This is a genomic window from Hymenobacter sp. B81 (genome assembly GCF_044628455.1).
In the GTDB taxonomy this organism is placed as follows: Bacteria; Bacteroidota; Bacteroidia; order Cytophagales; family Hymenobacteraceae; genus Solirubrum.
The window spans coordinates 13,499-30,562 of the sequence record NZ_JBIYZW010000005.1; the positions used below are offsets into that span (position 1 = coordinate 13,499).

The 17,064-nt window shown below is 57.8% G+C and carries 18 protein-coding genes; 13 read left to right on the plus strand and 5 right to left on the minus strand.

Annotated elements, in window-relative coordinates:
- Nucleotides 1-20: 20 nt before the first annotated feature.
- The 11 genes from ACE191_RS21030 to ACE191_RS21080 are packed head-to-tail and all read left to right on the plus strand — an operon-like array spanning nucleotide 21 to nucleotide 9,463.
- Complete coding sequence (locus tag ACE191_RS21030) at nucleotides 21-335, plus strand: DUF4134 domain-containing protein (protein WP_400194225.1); 315 nt, start codon at nucleotides 21-23, stop codon at nucleotides 333-335.
- Between the two features lie 9 nt (nucleotides 336-344).
- The gene (locus ACE191_RS21035) at nucleotides 345-677 is read left to right on the plus strand and encodes a DUF4133 domain-containing protein (protein ID WP_400194226.1); all 333 of its coding nucleotides are present in this window, start codon (nucleotides 345-347) and stop codon (nucleotides 675-677) included.
- 28 nt (nucleotides 678-705) lie between these two features.
- Nucleotides 706-3,195: a TraG family conjugative transposon ATPase gene (locus ACE191_RS21040; RefSeq protein ID WP_400194227.1), complete on the plus strand. Its 2,490-nt coding sequence runs from the start codon at nucleotides 706-708 to the stop codon at nucleotides 3,193-3,195.
- Between the two features lie 24 nt (nucleotides 3,196-3,219).
- Nucleotides 3,220-3,873, plus strand: a complete 654-nt coding sequence (locus ACE191_RS21045; RefSeq protein ID WP_400194228.1) for a hypothetical protein — start codon at nucleotides 3,220-3,222, stop codon at nucleotides 3,871-3,873.
- Nucleotides 3,874-3,901: 28 nt separating this feature from the next.
- On the plus strand, nucleotides 3,902-4,549 hold the full coding sequence (locus ACE191_RS21050; RefSeq protein WP_400194229.1) for a hypothetical protein: 648 nt from the start codon (nucleotides 3,902-3,904) through the stop codon (nucleotides 4,547-4,549).
- A 36-nt stretch (nucleotides 4,550-4,585) separates the two neighbouring features.
- The gene (locus tag ACE191_RS21055; RefSeq protein WP_400194230.1) at nucleotides 4,586-4,915 is read left to right on the plus strand and encodes a hypothetical protein; all 330 of its coding nucleotides are present in this window, start codon (nucleotides 4,586-4,588) and stop codon (nucleotides 4,913-4,915) included.
- A gap of 49 nt (nucleotides 4,916-4,964) precedes the next feature.
- Nucleotides 4,965-6,080 carry a hypothetical protein gene (locus tag ACE191_RS21060; RefSeq protein WP_400194231.1) on the plus strand — a complete coding sequence of 372 codons (1,116 nt, stop codon included), beginning with the start codon at nucleotides 4,965-4,967 and terminating at the stop codon, nucleotides 6,078-6,080.
- 53 nt (nucleotides 6,081-6,133) lie between these two features.
- Complete coding sequence (traK, locus tag ACE191_RS21065; RefSeq protein WP_400194232.1) at nucleotides 6,134-6,748, plus strand: conjugative transposon protein TraK; 615 nt, start codon at nucleotides 6,134-6,136, stop codon at nucleotides 6,746-6,748.
- Between the two features lie 12 nt (nucleotides 6,749-6,760).
- On the plus strand, nucleotides 6,761-7,960 hold the full coding sequence (traM, locus tag ACE191_RS21070; RefSeq protein ID WP_400194233.1) for a conjugative transposon protein TraM: 1,200 nt from the start codon (nucleotides 6,761-6,763) through the stop codon (nucleotides 7,958-7,960).
- A gap of 7 nt (nucleotides 7,961-7,967) precedes the next feature.
- Nucleotides 7,968-9,137, plus strand: a complete 1,170-nt coding sequence (traN, locus tag ACE191_RS21075) for a conjugative transposon protein TraN (protein ID WP_400194234.1) — start codon at nucleotides 7,968-7,970, stop codon at nucleotides 9,135-9,137.
- Nucleotides 9,138-9,172: 35 nt separating this feature from the next.
- Nucleotides 9,173-9,463, plus strand: a complete 291-nt coding sequence (locus ACE191_RS21080) for a hypothetical protein (protein WP_400194235.1) — start codon at nucleotides 9,173-9,175, stop codon at nucleotides 9,461-9,463.
- A 46-nt stretch (nucleotides 9,464-9,509) separates the two neighbouring features.
- Here ACE191_RS21080 and ACE191_RS21085 read toward each other — a convergent pair whose 3' ends face one another.
- Entirely contained in the window at nucleotides 9,510-10,937 is a 1,428-nt protein-coding gene (locus ACE191_RS21085) for a Fic/DOC family protein (RefSeq protein WP_400194236.1), read from the minus strand.
- A gap of 66 nt (nucleotides 10,938-11,003) precedes the next feature.
- Nucleotides 11,004-11,231: an antitoxin VbhA family protein gene (locus tag ACE191_RS21090; RefSeq protein WP_400194237.1), complete on the minus strand. Its 228-nt coding sequence runs from the start codon at nucleotides 11,229-11,231 to the stop codon at nucleotides 11,004-11,006.
- A gap of 603 nt (nucleotides 11,232-11,834) precedes the next feature.
- Between ACE191_RS21090 and ACE191_RS21095 the strand changes: the two genes are divergently transcribed.
- Nucleotides 11,835-12,719, plus strand: coding sequence for a hypothetical protein (locus tag ACE191_RS21095; RefSeq protein ID WP_400194238.1), 885 nt, complete (start codon nucleotides 11,835-11,837; stop codon nucleotides 12,717-12,719).
- On the opposite strand, the gene ACE191_RS21100 is transcribed toward ACE191_RS21095, so the two are convergent.
- Entirely contained in the window at nucleotides 12,716-13,609 is an 894-nt protein-coding gene (locus ACE191_RS21100) for a nucleotidyl transferase AbiEii/AbiGii toxin family protein (protein ID WP_400194239.1), read from the minus strand. The genes ACE191_RS21095 and ACE191_RS21100 overlap by 4 nt on opposite strands.
- Before the next feature lie 237 nt (nucleotides 13,610-13,846).
- Here ACE191_RS21100 and ACE191_RS21105 point away from each other — a divergent pair, with 237 nt between their 5' ends.
- Complete coding sequence (locus ACE191_RS21105; RefSeq protein ID WP_400194240.1) at nucleotides 13,847-14,809, plus strand: tyrosine-type recombinase/integrase; 963 nt, start codon at nucleotides 13,847-13,849, stop codon at nucleotides 14,807-14,809.
- Nucleotides 14,810-15,250: 441 nt separating this feature from the next.
- Here ACE191_RS21105 and ACE191_RS21110 read toward each other — a convergent pair whose 3' ends face one another.
- The gene (locus ACE191_RS21110; protein ID WP_400194241.1) at nucleotides 15,251-15,847 is read right to left on the minus strand and encodes a hypothetical protein; all 597 of its coding nucleotides are present in this window, start codon (nucleotides 15,845-15,847) and stop codon (nucleotides 15,251-15,253) included.
- Nucleotides 15,844-16,692, minus strand: a complete 849-nt coding sequence (locus ACE191_RS21115) for a dCTP deaminase domain-containing protein (protein WP_400194242.1) — start codon at nucleotides 16,690-16,692, stop codon at nucleotides 15,844-15,846. The genes ACE191_RS21110 and ACE191_RS21115 overlap by 4 nt, the downstream gene beginning before the upstream one ends.
- Nucleotides 16,693-17,064: the final 372 nt, after the last annotated feature.

Sequence of the window (17,064 nt, forward strand, 5' to 3'; positions counted from 1 at the left end):
TACGCCCCCTCTGCACCTCTATGAAAAACAAACGCATTGTTCGCAGCCTCCTGACCGCCATTCTGCTATTCTCCGCCCACCTCCTGTTTGCTCAGGGTGGGGGCAACGGCACCGCCGGCATTCAGGATGCCACGACGCAAGTAACGAGCTATTTCGACCCGCTCACCCGGCTCATGTACGCCATCGGCGCGGTGCTGGGGCTGGTAGGGGCTATCAAGGTGTACAGCAAGTGGAATTCGGGCGACCAGGACACGCAGAAAGTTGCGGTATCCTGGTTCGGCTCCATGATTTTTCTGGTCATCGTGGCCACGGTGGTACGGGCCTTCTTCCTGTAAGCCGCCGCCATGCCGCTCTACGACCTGAACCGGGGCATCAACAAGCCCGTTGAGTTCAAGGGCCTGGTGGGAAACAACATTTACTTCCTGGTCGCGGGCATCGGCCTGACGTTCGGGCTGTTTGTGACCTTGTACCTGCTCAGCACGCCGCTGGTGCTGACCATCCTGATAACCTTCGCAGTTGGTGGGGGAATGTGGGCGGGCGTGTTCGCGCTGAATCGCAAATACGGGGAGCATGGCTTGATGAAGGCCAGCGCCCGGCGGGCGTCGCCCAAATACATTACGAATCGGCACAGCCGCTTATTCCAACATCTCAACGAAGACCGGACCGGGCGCACGTAGCGCCCGGTTTCGGTTACAGCCGACCGGTATGAGCAACAACGTTCTCGCCTCCGCTTCGCTGGAGTCCAAGCAGCCTATCTACAAAGTGGAGAAAGACTGCCTCATCTCCAAGAATGCCGACGTAACGGTGGCCTTCCGCCTGGACCTACCCGAAATCTTCACGCTCTCGCGCCAGGACTACGAGCAGCTGCAGGCGGCCTTCGTGAAAGCGGTGCGCCTGCTGCCCGACCACTGCGTGGTGCACAAGCAGGACTGGTACGTCGAGGACCGGTACGCGCCGGGGTTTGAGGCGGAACGAACCCTGCTGTCGGCCTCTTACGAGCGCCACTTCAACGAGCGGCCCTTCCTCAACCACTTCTGCTACCTCTTCGTCACCAAAACCTCGTCGGAGCGGCCCGACTGGGGCAGCACCGCGGGCCTGCTGGCCCGGCGGCACATCGTGCCCAAGGAGATGCTGGACACCAAACAGCTCGAGGCCTTCTTCGACAGCGTGGGGCAGTTCGTGCGGACCCTGGAAAGCGTGGGGCCCACCAACGCCCCCTTCGTCAAGTCCCACCGGCTCACCTCCGACGAGCTGGCCGGCACAGAGCACGCCGCGGGCCTGCTGGAAAAATACCTCTCCCTGGACCTCTCCGACCAGGCGCTGCAGGTAGACCTGGACTTAACCAACGGGCTGAAGGTGGGCGCGCAGTTCTGCAACATGTTCTCGGTAGCCAACCTGGATGATTTGCCAACCGCCGTGGAAACGGATAGCCGCTACGAGCAATACAGCACCGAATCCTCCGACTTCCCCATCTCGTTCGCCGCCCCTCTGGGCTTGCTTCTGGGCTGCAACCACATCCTGAACCAGTATGTGTTTCTGGACAACACGGCCAAGACGGTCAAGATGTTCGAGCGGAAGAAGGACCGCCTCAACTCGCTCTCGCTCTACTCGCGGCAGAACGCTATTAACGTTGAGTATTACAACGCGTTTCTCAACGAGTTGATTGCCACCAAGCGCCGGCCGGCGCGGGTGCACTGCAACGTGCTCACCTGGAGCCCCAACGAGGGCCAGCTGACCGAAGTACGCAAGCTGGTGCACGCGGGCTTCAACGCCATGAACTGCAAGCCCCGGCAGAACACGGTGGACATCGCGGCCTTGTACTGGGGCGGCATTCCGGGCAACGCGGGCGACTTTCCCAGCGAAGAAACCTTTTACACGTTCCTCGAACAGGCCGTCTGCTTCTGGGCCTGTGAGACCAACTACCGCTCCACGGGCGCCACCAAAGGCATCAAGCTCTCCGACCGCCTCACCGGCAAGCCCGTGCTGGTAGACATCTCGGACGAGCCGATGAAAAAGCAAATCATCTTCAACCGCAACAAGTTTGTGCTCGGCCCCTCGGGTTCGGGCAAGTCATTCTTCACCAACCACATGGTGCGCCAGTACTACGAGCAGGGCGCGCACGTGCTGCTAGTGGATACGGGCAACTCCTACAAGGGGCTCTGCGAGCTGGTGGGCGGGGTATACTTCACCTACGAGGAAGAAGACCCGATTGCCTTCAACCCTTTCCTGATTTCGGGCAAGCTCGACGTGGAGAAGAAGGAAAGCATCAAAACGCTGCTGCAGGCGCTCTGGAAAAAGGACGACGAAACCGTCAGCCAGTCCGAGTACGTGTCGCTGTCTACGGCCGTCAGCCTATACTACGTCATGCTGGACGCCAACCCGGCTATCCGGCCGGGCTTTAACTCTTTCTACGAGTTCGTGCGGGGCCCTTTCCGCAAAGTGCTGGAAGAGGAGAAGGTCCGGGAGAAGGATTTTGACATCGACAACTTCCTCTACGTGCTCAAGCCTTACTACCGCGGCGGCGAGTACGACTACCTGCTCAACTCCGACAAGGAGCTGGACCTGGTGAATGCCCCCTTCATCGTCTTCGAGCTCGACAACATAAAGGACCACCCCATCCTGTTTCCGGTGGTCACGCTCATCATCATGGAGACCTTCATTTCCAAGATGCGCAAGCTTAAGGGGGTGCGGAAGATGATTCTGATTGAGGAAGCCTGGAAGGCGCTGACCACGCCGGGCATGGCCGCCTACATCAAGTACCTGTTCAAAACGGTGCGCAAGTTCTTCGGCGAAGCCATCGTGGTGACGCAGGAAATCGATGACATCATCGGCAACGAGATTGTCAAGGATGCCATCATCAACAACTCCGACTGCAAGATTCTGCTCGACCAGCGCAAGTTTCTGAATCGCTTCGACGAGATACAGGCGCTGCTCTCGCTCACGCCCAAGGAAAAGGACCTAGTCCTCTCCATCAACCGCGACAACAAGGCCAGCCGCGGACGCTACACGGAGGTGTTCATCAGCCTGGGCGGGGTCGTGTCGAAGGTGTACGCCATCGAAGTTTCCAAGGAAGAATACGTGACCTACACCACGGAGGAAACCGAGAAAATGAAGCTGTTTGACAAGTTCCAGCGGACCGGGGACATGCCAACGGCCATCAGGCAGTACGCGGCCGAGCTGCGCGAAGGCCGCTAAACTTTCAACAAAAGGGAAGATACGATGATGCAGAAGAAAGTAGTAACCCTCCTCAGCCTGGTTTTCGTCGCGCTCAGCGCCGGCCAGGCCCGTGCGCAGCTCGTGGTGACGGCCCCGGTGCTGGAAGTGCAGTCGGGCGTGCAGACCGGCCTGCAGAATACCATGAAAGGCCTGTCCTCGGCGGCCAACGTGCTCGTGCGCACCGGCGTCAAAGAGCAGGAGCTAACGAAGGTGTTCTCGGAAAAGAACCTGCAGCTGGCCAAGACCTGGTACGACGGCTTGCTGCAGGTCAGCAACGCCGTTCGCACCTACCGGCGCGTGCAGTCAGTGTTCGAGAAGCAAGGGCGCATCATTCAGACCTACTCCACGGCCATCGAGACGCTGCGGCAGTCACGCTACGTGCAGCCTCAGCAGCTCGCGACGATGACGACCGTTTACACCCGCATGCTCACCGACAGCAACAACACGCTGGAGGACCTGCGCACCATCGTCAGCCCGGCCATGCTCAAGATGACCGACGCCGAACGGATGCGCTTCATCGACAAGCTGGACGGCAAGATGTCCGACCAGCTGGGCCTCATCACCTACTACACGCAGCGCAACCTCGCGCAGATGCACATGGCGGAGCAAAAGGCGCGGGACGCCGAAGCGCTCAACGCGCTGATGACCGCCCGCTAGTACCACCGCTCTTTTCCGCCCCCCTGCTATGAAAACCCGATTCCTCCTGTGCGCCCTGGGCCTGGCCCTGGCCGCCGGCCCGGCCTACGCGCAAGTGCCGGCCGTCATCTCCGCCCCGATAGCCGAAGAAAGCTCCCGCAAGCAGATCTTCCACCAAGGCGTCTCCACCACCTTGCTCGGCCAGGGCAAGAAGCTGGCCGGTGACGTGAAGGAGGTCAGCGGTAAAATCAAAGGCATCATCGACCGCACCCAGCAGCTGCACGACCAATGGTACAGCAGCCTGCTTCAGATCAGCGCGGCCGTGCGCAACTACCGCCGGGTGCAGGAAATCTACGCCAACCAAAGCGCGATGATTGCCCAGTTCACGACGGTGCTCCCGGAGCTGCGCACCCGGCAGCTGACGCCCGCGCAGCTCACCGAAGCCACCACCGTTTACCAGGCCATCCTGCAGGAAAACGTGGGCTTGATGAGCGAGCTGATCGGGGTGCTTGGCGCCGGTCAGGCCAAGATGACGGACCCGGAGCGGGTAGAGTTCATCGACAACATCGCCGACCGCATGACCAAGCAGCGGCACTTGATGAACTACTACACCAACAAGTGCCGAGCCGTTGCCCAGCACCAGGCCCAACAGCGCCAGGACCGCCAATCCATGCAGGCGTTCATGACCGCCCAATAGGGCTTGTCCATCCTTCACTCTTACTCTTTCGACCCTATGAAAAGCAAGCTAAACCAGCTGCTCACGGTAGTTGCAGTCCTAGTGCTGGTAACCTTCACGTCGTGTTCCTCCTCCAGTGAAACAGACCGGTTTACGGGTGAATGGCAGTCAGTGAATAGTCCGGCCCGGCCGCACATGACCATCCAACAGCGCGGCGAAAACTTGACGTTGCTGGAAGGCAATAAAGAATACCCGCTCACCTACGATAAGGACAACCATAAGCTCACCGTAAACGCCGGGTTAGGAGCGATGGACATCATTTACCTGGAAGACAAGAACCACCTGCTGGTTTCAGGCGCAGGAGAGTATTCCAAAGTGGAAAAATAACCAGTGTACCGGACGGCGCTTTCTGCCAGTTACTTCTACCTACTACACAATGGACCCGACCGCAATTGATTTAAACATGGCTGCCTACGAGGCCAAGTTGGACGCCATCTACACGGAAATGCTCGCGTTTACCTCGCAGTTCATCAACCTGGGCCGCGCCATCGGCGGCATCGGAGCGCTGCTCTACATCAGCAACCGGGTTTGGGGCCACATCGCCCGCGCCGAGCCCATCGACCTGTTTCCCCTGCTCAGGCCCTTCGCCATCGGCCTGGCCATCCTGCTGTTCGTGCCGATGTGCGGGGCACTACGCGGCATCACCCTGTCCGTGGCCCGCGGTACGGATGACATCCGGCAGGGGCAGATTGCCGAAGTCAACCGCCTTACGGCCGAGCGGGACCGTTTGGCCGCCGCCGCCCAGGCCCGCTCGGACATGCAAATCAACGAGGAGTACGAAAAGGAGTTGGAGAAGCTGGGGGCCCTGGACGTGACGCGGCGCACCAGCCTGGCCATGAACCGGGTGCAGTACTCGGTGGGGCAGCAGTTCCGCGAGTGGGTGAAGTCCATCCTGGAGTTGGGCGCGCTGGCCGCCAAGCTGGCCATTAGCTTGATTTCGACCTTCCTGCTGGTGCTGCTCAGCGTGGCCGGTCCGCTGGCGTTCGGCCTCGCGATTCTGCCGGGCTTCGGCGGCGGCATCGCGAAGTGGTTTGGCTTGTTCCTAACCATTTCGCTGTGGGTACCGGTCGCCAACATCTACGCCTCCGTGCTGGCACATGTGCAGGTCACCATGCTCAACGAGAACATTCGGCAGCTCAGCGCCGGCGGCACCGTCGAATCGGCCGACATCGCCTACCTGTGCCTGCTGGTGCTAGCCATCGTGGGCTACATCTTCGTTCCGAAAGCGGCGGACATGCTCATCGACGGCTCCGGCATCGGCACCGCGGCATCGTCGGTTATCAGATCGACTACGGTTCTGACGACGGCTGTTGCCGGCGCGGGAGCCGGCACGGCAGTACGCACGGGGGCGGACGCGCTCGGGGCCGGGGTTGGCGCAGCGCAGGGCGCCACCGGCCGCACCGGCGTGAACGACGGCATGACGCGGGGCGAATCCTGGGGCTACCGCGCCGGAACGGCGCTGCGGGAGCGGCTGGGCCGCCGGTCAAGCTAAGCTCCTAAGCCTAAAAGTGGTCAATTTCCCACCCTCAAACGCCACCACTTATCATGTTTGCCTCCCTCAAAACCATCGACTCGGCATTTCAGCAGGTCAAGACGCTCGCCTTGATCTTCATCGTGGCCGTGCTGCTGCTGGCCGGCGCCATTGCCTACTTCGCGTTTCAGTCCACCAACGCGGCGGCCAACCGCATCTACGTCCTGGAAGGGGGGCAGCTGCTTACGGCCAGCGCCCAGGACGCCCGGGCCAATCGGCCGGTCGAGGCCCGCAGCCACGTCACCCGGTTTCACGAGCTGTTTTTCACCCTGGACCCGGACCAGAAGGCCATCGACCTGAACGTCAACAAAGCCCTGTACCTGGCCGACAACTCGGCCAAGCGGCAGTACGAGAACTTCAAGGAGAAAGGCTTCTACAACGATTTAATAGCGGCCAACATCAGCCTGGAAATGACAGTGGACAGCGTCATCATTCGCAACTCGCGGCCTCTGACGGCCCGCTGTTACGGGCACCAGCGCGTCATCCGCGCTACGTCGGTGACGAACCGCAACTTCATCTCGGAGTGCTCGCTGCGCGACGTCACGCGCTCGGAAAACAACCCCCACGGCTTCCTGATGGAAAACTGGCGAGTGGTGCAGAACAAAGACCTCAATACCCTTCCCCGCTAAGTAGCTATCCGCATGGCAACGCCTGTTAAACCCCACGATGCGCAGTTTCTGCGGGCCCGTAAGATGGCGACGTTCCTGCCGGTGGTGGGCGTGCCGTTTCTGGCCGTCATGTTCTACCTGGGTGGGGGAGGGGAGGGCACTCCCGTGGCCGCGCAGGACGTCGAATCCGGCTTCAACACGGAGCTGCCCAAAGCCGAGCGGGCTACCATCACCGCCAGCAAGCTCGAAGCCTACGCTAGTCCCGTCGACTCCATGCGCAACCGGGGCCTGGTCAATGCCTGCATTGATACCAGCTCGGGCGGGGGCATCTCCTACGGCATTCAGGCCGATGGGAAAGCCGGGCCGAATGGCTCGGTGGAAAGCTCCGTAGCCGCGGCCCAGGCGCAGCTGATTGCCGCGCAGCAGGCCCAGCTCAACGGCGCGGCGGCAGCCGGCACCCCGGCACCGCCGGCGGCGCAACCCGGCTCCCTGACGCCCGAAGAGAAGATGGAGCTGATGCGCTCCGAACACGAGCGGGAGCTGGCCGAAGTCCGGGCGCAAGCGCAGATGGCGGCCCTCATGGCGCAGGCCAACGCGTCCGGGGGCGGGGCTGCTCCCCGGCCCGTGGCCGCGGCATCGGTGCGGCGAAAGCTGGCCACGAAACTGCGGACCGTGGACGAAGACGCGGTGGTATCGCGGCTGGGCTCGAACGGCACGCGGCGGCGGCGCACGGCCTCGTTTCAGGGGCTGGACGACGGCAGCGCATCGGGTTTGGATGCCAACACGCTGCCGGCCGTCATCCACGAGTCGCAGGAGGTGGTCTCGGGCTCGCTGGTGAAAATGCGCCTGACCGCGCCGGCTGTTATCAACGGCCACCAGGTTCCGGCCAATACCTTCATTTACGGCAAGTGCAGCCTGGCCGGGGAACGGCTCAACATTGCCATCGAGACACTAAAAGCCGGCAACAGCGTGTTCCCGGCCTCCCTGGAGGTGTACGACGTGGACGGGCTGGAAGGCCTGCACATTCCGGGCGCCATTACCCGGGACGCGGCCAAGCAGGCCGGGGCGGGCAGCATGGACGCGGCCGACGCGATGGTGCTGAGCGCGGACCCGGCGATGGCCGCGGCCGGCGTGGCGGTCAGTGCCGCCAAGAACCTCGGCAAAAACAAGATCCGGCTGGTGAAGGTCCGCCTCAAAGCCGGCTACAACGTCATGCTCAAAGTCGATAAATAACCGTTCCATGCAAACGACCACCTGCCTGGCGCTGGCCCTGGGGCTGCTCACGTTTCAGTCACAAGCCGTCAATGCGCAGAACACTGCGATAGCGAGCCAGCCGTCAACAGCCCGCGTGACAGCCGCCTCTCGTCTCTCCACGCTGCCGCTGTTCGTTAGCGACCAGAAGACTACCCACTTAGTGTTTCCCTCACCGGTCACCTACGTCGATTTGGGCAGTTCCGGCCTGATGGCGGCCAAGGCGCCGAGTGCGGAAAACATCGTGCGCGTAAAAGCCTCGGCAGCCGGCTTCGGGGAAACCAACATGACTGTACTGTCCGGGGGCAAGCTGTACTCGTTCCTGGTCAATTACCAGCGCCACCCCCGCCTGGTAGGCCTGGACCTGGGCACGGCCGCTGGCAGCGCCGAGTCCGGCAAGCTCTCTACCACGCCGCTGTACGTGAGTGACCAGAAGACCACCCACCTAGTCTTTCCTTACCCGGTTACGTACGTGGATTTGGGCAACCCGGGCATCATCGCAGCCAAAGCCAATAGCGCCGACAACATTGTGCGCGTAAAGGCGGCTGGCTCCTCGTTCCCCGAAACCAACCTGACGGTTCTGACCTCCAACGGCAAACTGTACTTGTTCACCGTGCACTACCAGCACAACCCCAAGGTGCTCAGCCTGGACCTGGGTGCACCCAGCACGTCGGTTACCGCTAATACCGGGGGCGAAGCCATTCTGTCCAACTCCCCGATTCCACAGGGCAACCTGGATGCCTACTCCCGGCTGGCCCTGGCGTGGGGTGGCGCTTCGGCCCGTGAGAATGCCAACCAGCTCTCGGTTCGGGCGGGCAACGTCGGCTACCAGCAGGAGACGCTGTTCTTTCCGCTGCACATCGCCAACAAGTCCAACGTGACCTATGACGTGGATTTTGTGAAGTTCTACATCCAGGACAAGAAGGTAGTCAAACGCACGGCCGAGCAAGCCATTGAGATTACCCCCGTGTACGTCTACAACGGCAGTGCACGAAAGATTGCCGTGAACGGGAAGCTGCAGCAGGTGTACGTGTTCAAGAAGTTCACCATTCCCGACCAGAAGCAGCTCATCATCGAAGTGTACGAGAAGGGGGGCGGGCGCAACGTAAAGCTTCGCCTTTCCACCGCGGACTTGCTCAAAGCTCGCACGTTTAAATAAGCCCTGATTTCTTCTTCTTACTCAGTGCCCCTTGTATGAAAGCCTCACCCACCTCCCGCTTAGCGGCTATCCATGCTGCCCTGTTTGAAACGCCCAGCCAGCAGTACACCCTGCTGGCCATGGTGGCTTTGGTGGGCGGGGCCGCGTTCGTTTTCGGCGGTCATAATGCCCCGGACCTGGTAACCTACATGGTGATGCTGCTAACGCTGCTGGCCGCCTCGCGCATGTTTGCGCCGCAACCGCTACGCTCGTTCTGGTACGTGGTCGTGGGACTAATTGTGCTGGTCCTCGCGCTCGATCTGGCCGTGTTGCTGGTGGCTTATTAAGCAAGGTACAGGTAGGTGCCCGACCACTACGAAGTCATTCCAGCACTCACAACTTTGGCCCCCGCCGTTTGGGTACAGGGCCCTTCTTGGGCTTGTTGCTAGCCGAGTCAGGTAGGGCATCTCCCGTTGGCGCGGCTTTCACCTCTGGTTTAGGGATAGTAGCACCTTGCTGCTGATTCTGAATTCGTTGCGCCATATTCGTAGGCAAGTAAACATCGACGTCAACTGCGAGCGAAGGCAACCGCTTTAGCTGCAGCTGCATGGGAACCTGCTCCGGGCCATTGGCCCCGGGCACAGGTAAGGTGAGCTGGCCACTTCGCTCGCCCTTCAGCAGCTTCTCCATGTGCCCGCCCATCCAGAGTCTATCCAGCGGCTGGCCCAGCTGCCCCAATACCGGCGCAGGCAACTCCCGCTCGCGGAAAGGAAAGCTCAGGGCTTGGTTCGCATCGAGCACCAGGGCGGCACCCATAAATGCCTGCGTCTGCTGCTGCAGTTGGCGCAAGGCGGCGGCAGTCAATCCAGCGCCCGCCGTTTGAGTGAGCTGCTGCACCGTGGCCAGCATCCCACTCCGGTGCTCGGACCAGCTCACGGGCTCCCGCAAGACGGCCAATGTCGTATCCAGAAAGCCTTGCCCCAGAGCCCGAGCCGGCTCCCGGTAGGCCGGCCGGAATTGATGGCGGGCTAACTCAGCTTCCATCACCTCGGCACCCAGCTCCCGGCCTATCGTGGTCAGGGTGCGCAGCGCCTCGCTGTGCTGCAGGACCGGCACGGGCTCGGCCAAGAGGCGGGCTTGGCTAGGATGACGCAGCAGCTGCGCCTGCTCGCCGGCCGCTTCGGTAGTTGCGTCGAGCAATAGGGCGCGGAGCGGGTTCAGGTTCTGCTCGGAAGGCCACTGGTCCCGGTGGATGCCGGCGTTGCGGGCCAGGTTGTAGGCGTTATAATCGTTGCCCGCCAACTGAGCCGGCGTCAGTCGCACCTCATAGCCGGCGCTGCGGCCAATTTCGGCCAGCACCGCTTGCAGCACCCGGCCATTGCCCTCGCGGAAGGCGTGGACGTAGTTGTACTGGTCGGCGTAGTACGCCAAGCGGTCCACGAACGGCTCGCGGGACAAGCCCCGAAGCAGGTTTTCCTGACGCAGCTGGCTGCCGATTGCATCGAGGCGGGTGTCCAGCTGCTCGTACGGCGCATAGAACATAGGATTGCCGCTCAACGCCTTCACCCCCTGGAATTGGCCCCAGGCGCGGGTTTCCCCCGCCCACTCGTAGATGTTCTGAAACAGGGCCCGGTGAATGGTCTTCAGGTGGGCTGCGTCGAAGTCCCCGGGTACCGGGCGGATGCCTTCGACCACCAGCACCATCGCACCAATGTTACGGCCTTCCGCTTCGCGCAGCTCCCGGGGGTCGGTAAGGCCGAGCTTGTTGCGGAGCAGGGGCTGTTCGGGCGTACTGTGCTGCAGGTCTAGGAATCCATCCATAAGCGATACCCAAAGGGCCTACCGGCGAGGTAGGCCCTGGGTACAGAGAGACAAAAGGGAAAAAAGCTACGCGTGCACGGGCTGCGCGGCCGCGCCTTGTGGCTGGTACACGCGCATGGCTTCGGCCGTGGCCTGCTCCAGGGTTATTTCGCCGTTGACGTAGCGGTTGTACACGGCCTCCGTCTCAGGCGTGATGATGGCCCCCTGGGCCCGACCGGCGGCGAACCCGCGCTCCATGATGGCGCGGCGCTGCGCGACAGTGGCTTCCTGCGGTAAAAACTGGGGCTGCTTCATGTCCTAATATACGTAAAGCGGGGGCTAAAAGTGCGGCCTAAGCTCTTAGAAGAATTGAGGCATGGCATCCGCACAACGAGTGAGACAGCCCTAAAATGAATAAAACTCAGAAATGCGGCCGTTCGTCTTTTCGGCAGGCACTAGACGACCGCTCCCCATGCAACGTGCGGTGCTGCTACCAATGGACGCGGAATACCTTCAACGGCGGGGGTGACCCGGGCAGAACCGGCAGGACGTGACCTGTATCCGGATGGCCCCTGCAGGCTTGAACTTGCGGCCCAAGCTGGTGAGCCCTTGGTGAACCCATTGGCTGAAGAGTGTGCTTTGGTTTCCTAGTTTAAGGTTTACTCCGGCTTCGACCTTAAAAGACCTGCTCAGCCGTTGGTTCTGCCGCCGCGGAGAACGTTACGCCTAGACAAGAGGAGCTATTCAATCGTCACCTTAGCAGGTACTAGTACCTGCTAAGGTACGAATAAAATTCGAATTTGTTGTGGCAAAACGTTGCTTTCTACCCTGTACGGACTTGATTTTAACAAAAGTTTCCTGTAAATTTGCCTTAGTGCGTAAGGTACTAGTACCTTACGCACTCCGAGTGTTTTCGTTATGGCCAACAAAACGCGCTTCCAGATTGCGAAAAAGGACATCGTCGCCTTTTTCAACCAGCAGCAGCAGCGGTTATACAGGGAACGGGAATTAGAGCAACTCTTGGCCCAAAAACGGGAGGGCTGGCGCCTGGCGGCAGGGACCAGGGTGCGAGATTTTCTCGACTTGATGCTGGCTTCTACGCCGCTGCGGCCGGTCGTCATCCAAGTAGATGGTCAGCCCAAAACGTATTACAGTTGGGGCGACGTCACGGCTTTCGAAGTGGGAAACCACCTGGTGCCGCGCGCTTATCTTTCCCACTATACCGCCCTATACCTACACGGACTGACCGAACAGATTCCCAAGCAGATTTTTGTCAACCAGGAGCAGAGTGCCAAGCCGCCGGTTACGCTACCTGCCTTGACCCAGGCCGATTTGACAGCCGCCTACGCCCGCCCCACCAAGCTTACGTCCCCCAGCGCGCACTACGGCGACTATGCCTTTGTACAACTGCACAGCAAACACACCGGGCAGCTCGGAGTGGTAAGGCAGGATCACTTCGCAGCGGGCCGGGTCGCCCTAACGGGGCTGGAGCGGACGCTGCTGGATGTAACGGTGCGGCCCGAATACGCCGGGGGCGTCTACCAAGTGCAGGAGGCGTACCGATTGGCCGCGGGCCGCGTGTCGATTAACCGACTGCTCGGACTGCTGACTAAGCTTAATTACCGTTACCCGTATCACCAGGCAGTGGGCCTCTACTTAGAACGGGCCGGGAATTACAAAGCGTCGCAGCTGCAACTCGTGCGCAAGTTTCAGCCCATTACCCTAGACTTCTACCTCGCCCACGACCTGGTCAATCCGGCCTACGATGCGCAATGGCAGGTGTACCACCCGGCGCATTTTTAGGGAGCCGCGGCCGGGCCGGTTGCCGACGGCTCCAGTAAGCGGCTGAAGTGCGTCACGACGAAGTCGAAGTACGCATCAAAGCCGAGCAGGTGGGTGCCGGCCGTCACGTTCGCTTCCACGGACTTATAATCGGCGCGGTGCAGCTCGCGGTAATCGGCGATAGTAGCCAGATAGGCCTCCGGTACGCGTTTGGCGCCGAAAACCTGCCGCAGCACCTCCCGGGCAGCTTCACTGGCCGAGTCGATGGTAAACTCGTGGGTGAGCGTGTAGATGTCGTAGAAATCCCGCGCCCGCCCGGTCGACTTGGGGCCGCCCACAATGGCGCTGTAAGCCGGTATCTGCTGGCAGATGGCGCGGAGCTTTTCAAAGACGACGAGCTGGGGCGGGTACACGTAATAGGTATACCCGTTCAGGGTTTTCTCGACCTTCAGCTCGCAGTATTCAAACGGACTGATGTCGACCGTGAACTTGCGGTTCTGCTGCGCGTCAAACGTGAGGGAGTCGCGCCGCAGGCTGTCCAGGTCATCAGCGTGGCGGCGAGCCTGCGCGGCCGACGTCAGCTTGAATTCCAGTTGGTAGCCGCCCCAGAACGATTTCAGGTGCTCGGGCAGCTTGCTGGGCCGCTGCTGCCAGCGCACGTCGAACGCGTGCAGGCCCTCCTCGGCAAACACCGTTACCAGTGACTGCTTAATCGTGGCAAACGTGGCCTCCAGGTCCTCAAAGTCGTCGGCCATGGAAAAATCAAGGTCGGCCGAGCCGCGGTTGCCCACCTCGTAGGCGATGCTGATAGCATTGCCGCCCTTGAGCACGAGCTTTTCCATGAGCTCGTCGTCGGCCACCAGTGCAATGATGACCAAGCGCTTGATTTTATCGAGTAGCGCTAGTTCCATGTCCTAAAAGTACGCAATGCCAGGGTTGTCTCCGAAACGGTGGGGCCAAGCAAAAAAGGCTTCAGTACGAACAAGGAAGTTTAGGCATCATAACTCTTACTTATGATGCCTAACCGTGCACGCATGACACAGCTGCACTCTAGCAATAGGTTCCGATAAATCTTAATTATCGGAACCTAATAGTATATTCGTTTTTCAGGCCGTTTTTCGCCCGTTACTCCTTTATATATAGGTCACATGAAAACTGACGCTCAACTGGTGACCACGCCTAAGTCGACTGACTCGCTGGCGAGCCTCTCGGAGCAGACCGCTCGCTACGTCGAAGCCGGTTTGCAAGGCGCTCCCAACACGGCTCGGGCTTACGCTTCAGACCTTCGGCACTTCACCCACTGGTGCCAGGCTAACCAAGTTGAGCCGGTGCCGGCGACGGTGGACACGCTCGCGGGGTACGTTACTTACCTAGCTGACGCGGGCAAAAAGGTGGCTACTATTCACCGGCATCTTTCGGCCATCAGCAAAGCGCACGTGCTGCGCGGGCTGGACTGTCCAACGGACAACAAGCAGTTTCAGGTACTACTCGATGGCATCCGGCGCGTGCACGGGGTGCGGCAAAAACAGGCTCCGGCGTTTACCCTCGTGCAACTCAAACGTCTCGTGCGGGCTATCGATACGCAGACAGTGATGGGGCTGCGGGACAGAGCCATTTTACTACTGGGATTTACTGGAGCGTTCCGGCGCTCGGAGCTGTCCGCCTTGAACGTTCAAGATTTACGCTTCACCGAAGACTGCCTGATCGTCTCGCTGGCCAAGAGCAAAACTAATCAGTTGGGTGAGTACGAGGAAAAAGCCATTTTCTATTCTCCCGAGGCTAAGGTGTGTCCTATACGCTCCTTGCAGGCGTGGCTGCGCGTGTTAAGACGAGACGTGGGACCTGTGTTTGTCGGAATGCGCATGGGCCAGCGACTGACTCAAGTGCGGCTTTCTGACAAGAGCGTTAATTGTGTAGTACAACGGTACTTAGGACCGACTTATTCAGCTCATTCGCTAAGAGCTTCTTTTGTTACTGTAGCTAAACTCGCCGGCGCCGACGACAGTGAAATAATGAACCAGACCAAGCATAAAACGTCGACGATGATTCGTCGCTACACCCGTTTGGACGATGTACGTCAACACAACGCGGCGCAAAAAATTGGGTTATAAATTCTAATTGCTTAACAAACCTTAAGTATGGAACATCTTAACAAGATGAACACCTATATCAGATTGTTTCATACAATAAAATGCGAACATCTTTTTCTGCGTTTGGGCCGCCATATTCTGGCGGCTAGCAAACTATATGGAATAAATTATTACTAGTTGGAAAACGCAGTCGACAGAGACTCAAAGACAGGATTCAATTGATTAGGGCTAGTCGCCTTCCATGCTAATAAACTAAACTTCATAATAATGGCTACACCCAATTGTGCGCGAATTTAATTGATTTGCGAATGTTTGGGTCCTTCACATTGGCATTAAAAGCATAGGGCTAGCATCATGAAACCCACTGTATCCATCTCTGGATTCTAATAACTGGCCAGTAGATAAAAGTCGAGTTATAGTTGCTCAGAACAGCGGATGAATCAGAAAATATAACGCGTAGCCTTAGTAAATATTACGACTTTCACCTAAGTAATAGAGGTTCTTATTATACATGTCTACCTTGATCTTACCTCCCTTATTATGTCTTAGAAGACGAAACATTTCAAAACCTTTAAGGATTGCTTTCTGCCACTCTTCCCGAGATTTGTCTTGGACTTCAAACTTGCAGAACGCCATTCGCACCACATCAAGGAAGTTGTGGTCAATAGAATGCTGGTTTTCGAAGAAGCCGTGCTGCTCAGCATAGTTGAAGATTAAGGAAACCATTCCTTCTTCCACGCTGGTAGCTCTAGCTCCGTCTTCTACTTCGTCTACTTTGCTTTGGCTCTTCCTCTTCTTGCCAAGTATTTTGCGTATGCAAGCAGACCAGCCTAATACGGCTAAGTAAGACAGATGGAAAACATCGTGGTATCTGTACCCGTCATCAGTGTGAGCATTGTCGGTCAACACATTGCCGATCTGTTCACCCTCGATTGAAACAGAAACACTAACATGGGAAGATTCGTGGTGTTCTTGGAAGTCCACACAGAAGACCCTGGGCATCCGTTCATGAACGGGATACCCGTCATCATAGAAGCACATTTCAGAGGTCTTTTTCATCTAGTGACTGGATTTTTGCGCTGAGGCTGAGTTGCTTGTAACCTCTTCAAGGTACTATCAAGTTTAACAAGTACGGCTCCCTGTGCGTTCAAGATACTATCTTGATGAGTAAATTTCTTCTCTACCTGATGCTGTCTCGTTTCTACATCCTTTTCTAAAGCTCTATTAGGATCTGCAAAAACATATTTACCAATAATAAGCACTAATAAGGTTATACCTATTCCTCCAATTGTTTTAGCCAGTGTATCCAAGTTTTTAAAGTCCCTGTCCAAAGTGTTAAACTTTGTATCTAGACCTGTCATTGTTTTATTCAAAACAGCTGGAGATACTACGTTGCCCTCTATCTTGGAAACATCTTCGCTTGATATAGATCTTTGATTTTGATATTTCCCATCATATAATTCATCTCCTTCTAAAGTATTGCTAAATTCACTTAGCCAAAGAGGGAACATTTTCTGACCCTCAGAAATAGTAATTGCTCTACTACCTGCATTATACACAGAAAATTTGAGTCTTCCATGGAACCCAGGATCAACATGAAAACCTGATACGTTAATAAGTCCTTTGAATTTGATACTAGCTTTGATGGAAATAAATCCCAAATTGTTTGCTGGTATCTTGATAATTTCTTTCGTTATTAATAGAGCAAACTGTCCTGGTTCTATTACGAACTGCTCATCAGGCTCCAAAGTCTTTTTTGTTGCTGTCGCAGTATTTGTTGTAAAGTACTCATTGCCCATCGATAATTCATATGCTCCGCTTTCGATTCTGGATTGATCAAAAGGAATAATGCGCTCATTGCTGCCTAGCACTTCCAACAGCCTTTGGTTGTTTAGAAAACTCATTCTGTGTATTGTTTTTAAACGGCAGCTATCTTGTTCAAACGCCCCGAAACCGCACGAATATAAACAAACCTGCTAAGAGGGTGTTAGGGAATCTAGTAACTCGACGTGTAGCGGTTCAAGTTGGGAATTAGTCGTACTACATGGTATGGAACTCTATTTCGCTGCGGTGCCGAGGTTGAGCTGATGCGGGCCTAAAGAGGGGCAGCCTTATAGTAGGGTAAGGTCTTGATCATGTATTTTTCACAGCCACGAGCAGCCGGGCCAGACGGTTTGTCGCGGCCTGATAGCCTAATTTCTGGGGGAGCCTCACTCAGTGGTGTAAAGGTTATAAAGAATAGGCAGCGGTCGGTACCCACTTACTACTGAATAGCG

Bases quoted from the DNA above. Each gene is read 5' to 3' on its own strand.
- ACE191_RS21030 (WP_400194225.1), top strand. From the start codon at position 21: ATGAAAAACAAACGCATTGTTCGCAGCCTCCTGACCGCCATTCTGCTA.
- ACE191_RS21035 (WP_400194226.1), top strand. From the start codon at position 345: ATGCCGCTCTACGACCTGAACCGGGGCATCAACAAGCCCGTTGAGTTC.
- ACE191_RS21040 (WP_400194227.1), top strand. From the start codon at position 706: ATGAGCAACAACGTTCTCGCCTCCGCTTCGCTGGAGTCCAAGCAGCCT.
- ACE191_RS21045 (WP_400194228.1), top strand. From the start codon at position 3,220: ATGATGCAGAAGAAAGTAGTAACCCTCCTCAGCCTGGTTTTCGTCGCG.
- ACE191_RS21050 (WP_400194229.1), top strand. From the start codon at position 3,902: ATGAAAACCCGATTCCTCCTGTGCGCCCTGGGCCTGGCCCTGGCCGCC.
- ACE191_RS21055 (WP_400194230.1), top strand. From the start codon at position 4,586: ATGAAAAGCAAGCTAAACCAGCTGCTCACGGTAGTTGCAGTCCTAGTG.
- ACE191_RS21060 (WP_400194231.1), top strand. From the start codon at position 4,965: ATGGACCCGACCGCAATTGATTTAAACATGGCTGCCTACGAGGCCAAG.
- traK (WP_400194232.1), top strand. From the start codon at position 6,134: ATGTTTGCCTCCCTCAAAACCATCGACTCGGCATTTCAGCAGGTCAAG.
- traM (WP_400194233.1), top strand. From the start codon at position 6,761: ATGGCAACGCCTGTTAAACCCCACGATGCGCAGTTTCTGCGGGCCCGT.
- traN (WP_400194234.1), top strand. From the start codon at position 7,968: ATGCAAACGACCACCTGCCTGGCGCTGGCCCTGGGGCTGCTCACGTTT.
- ACE191_RS21080 (WP_400194235.1), top strand. From the start codon at position 9,173: ATGAAAGCCTCACCCACCTCCCGCTTAGCGGCTATCCATGCTGCCCTG.
- ACE191_RS21085 (WP_400194236.1), bottom strand. From the start codon at position 10,937: ATGGATGGATTCCTAGACCTGCAGCACAGTACGCCCGAACAGCCCCTG.
- ACE191_RS21090 (WP_400194237.1), bottom strand. From the start codon at position 11,231: ATGAAGCAGCCCCAGTTTTTACCGCAGGAAGCCACTGTCGCGCAGCGC.
- ACE191_RS21095 (WP_400194238.1), top strand. From the start codon at position 11,835: ATGGCCAACAAAACGCGCTTCCAGATTGCGAAAAAGGACATCGTCGCC.
- ACE191_RS21100 (WP_400194239.1), bottom strand. From the start codon at position 13,609: ATGGAACTAGCGCTACTCGATAAAATCAAGCGCTTGGTCATCATTGCA.
- ACE191_RS21105 (WP_400194240.1), top strand. From the start codon at position 13,847: ATGAAAACTGACGCTCAACTGGTGACCACGCCTAAGTCGACTGACTCG.
- ACE191_RS21110 (WP_400194241.1), bottom strand. From the start codon at position 15,847: ATGAAAAAGACCTCTGAAATGTGCTTCTATGATGACGGGTATCCCGTT.
- ACE191_RS21115 (WP_400194242.1), bottom strand. From the start codon at position 16,692: ATGAGTTTTCTAAACAACCAAAGGCTGTTGGAAGTGCTAGGCAGCAAT.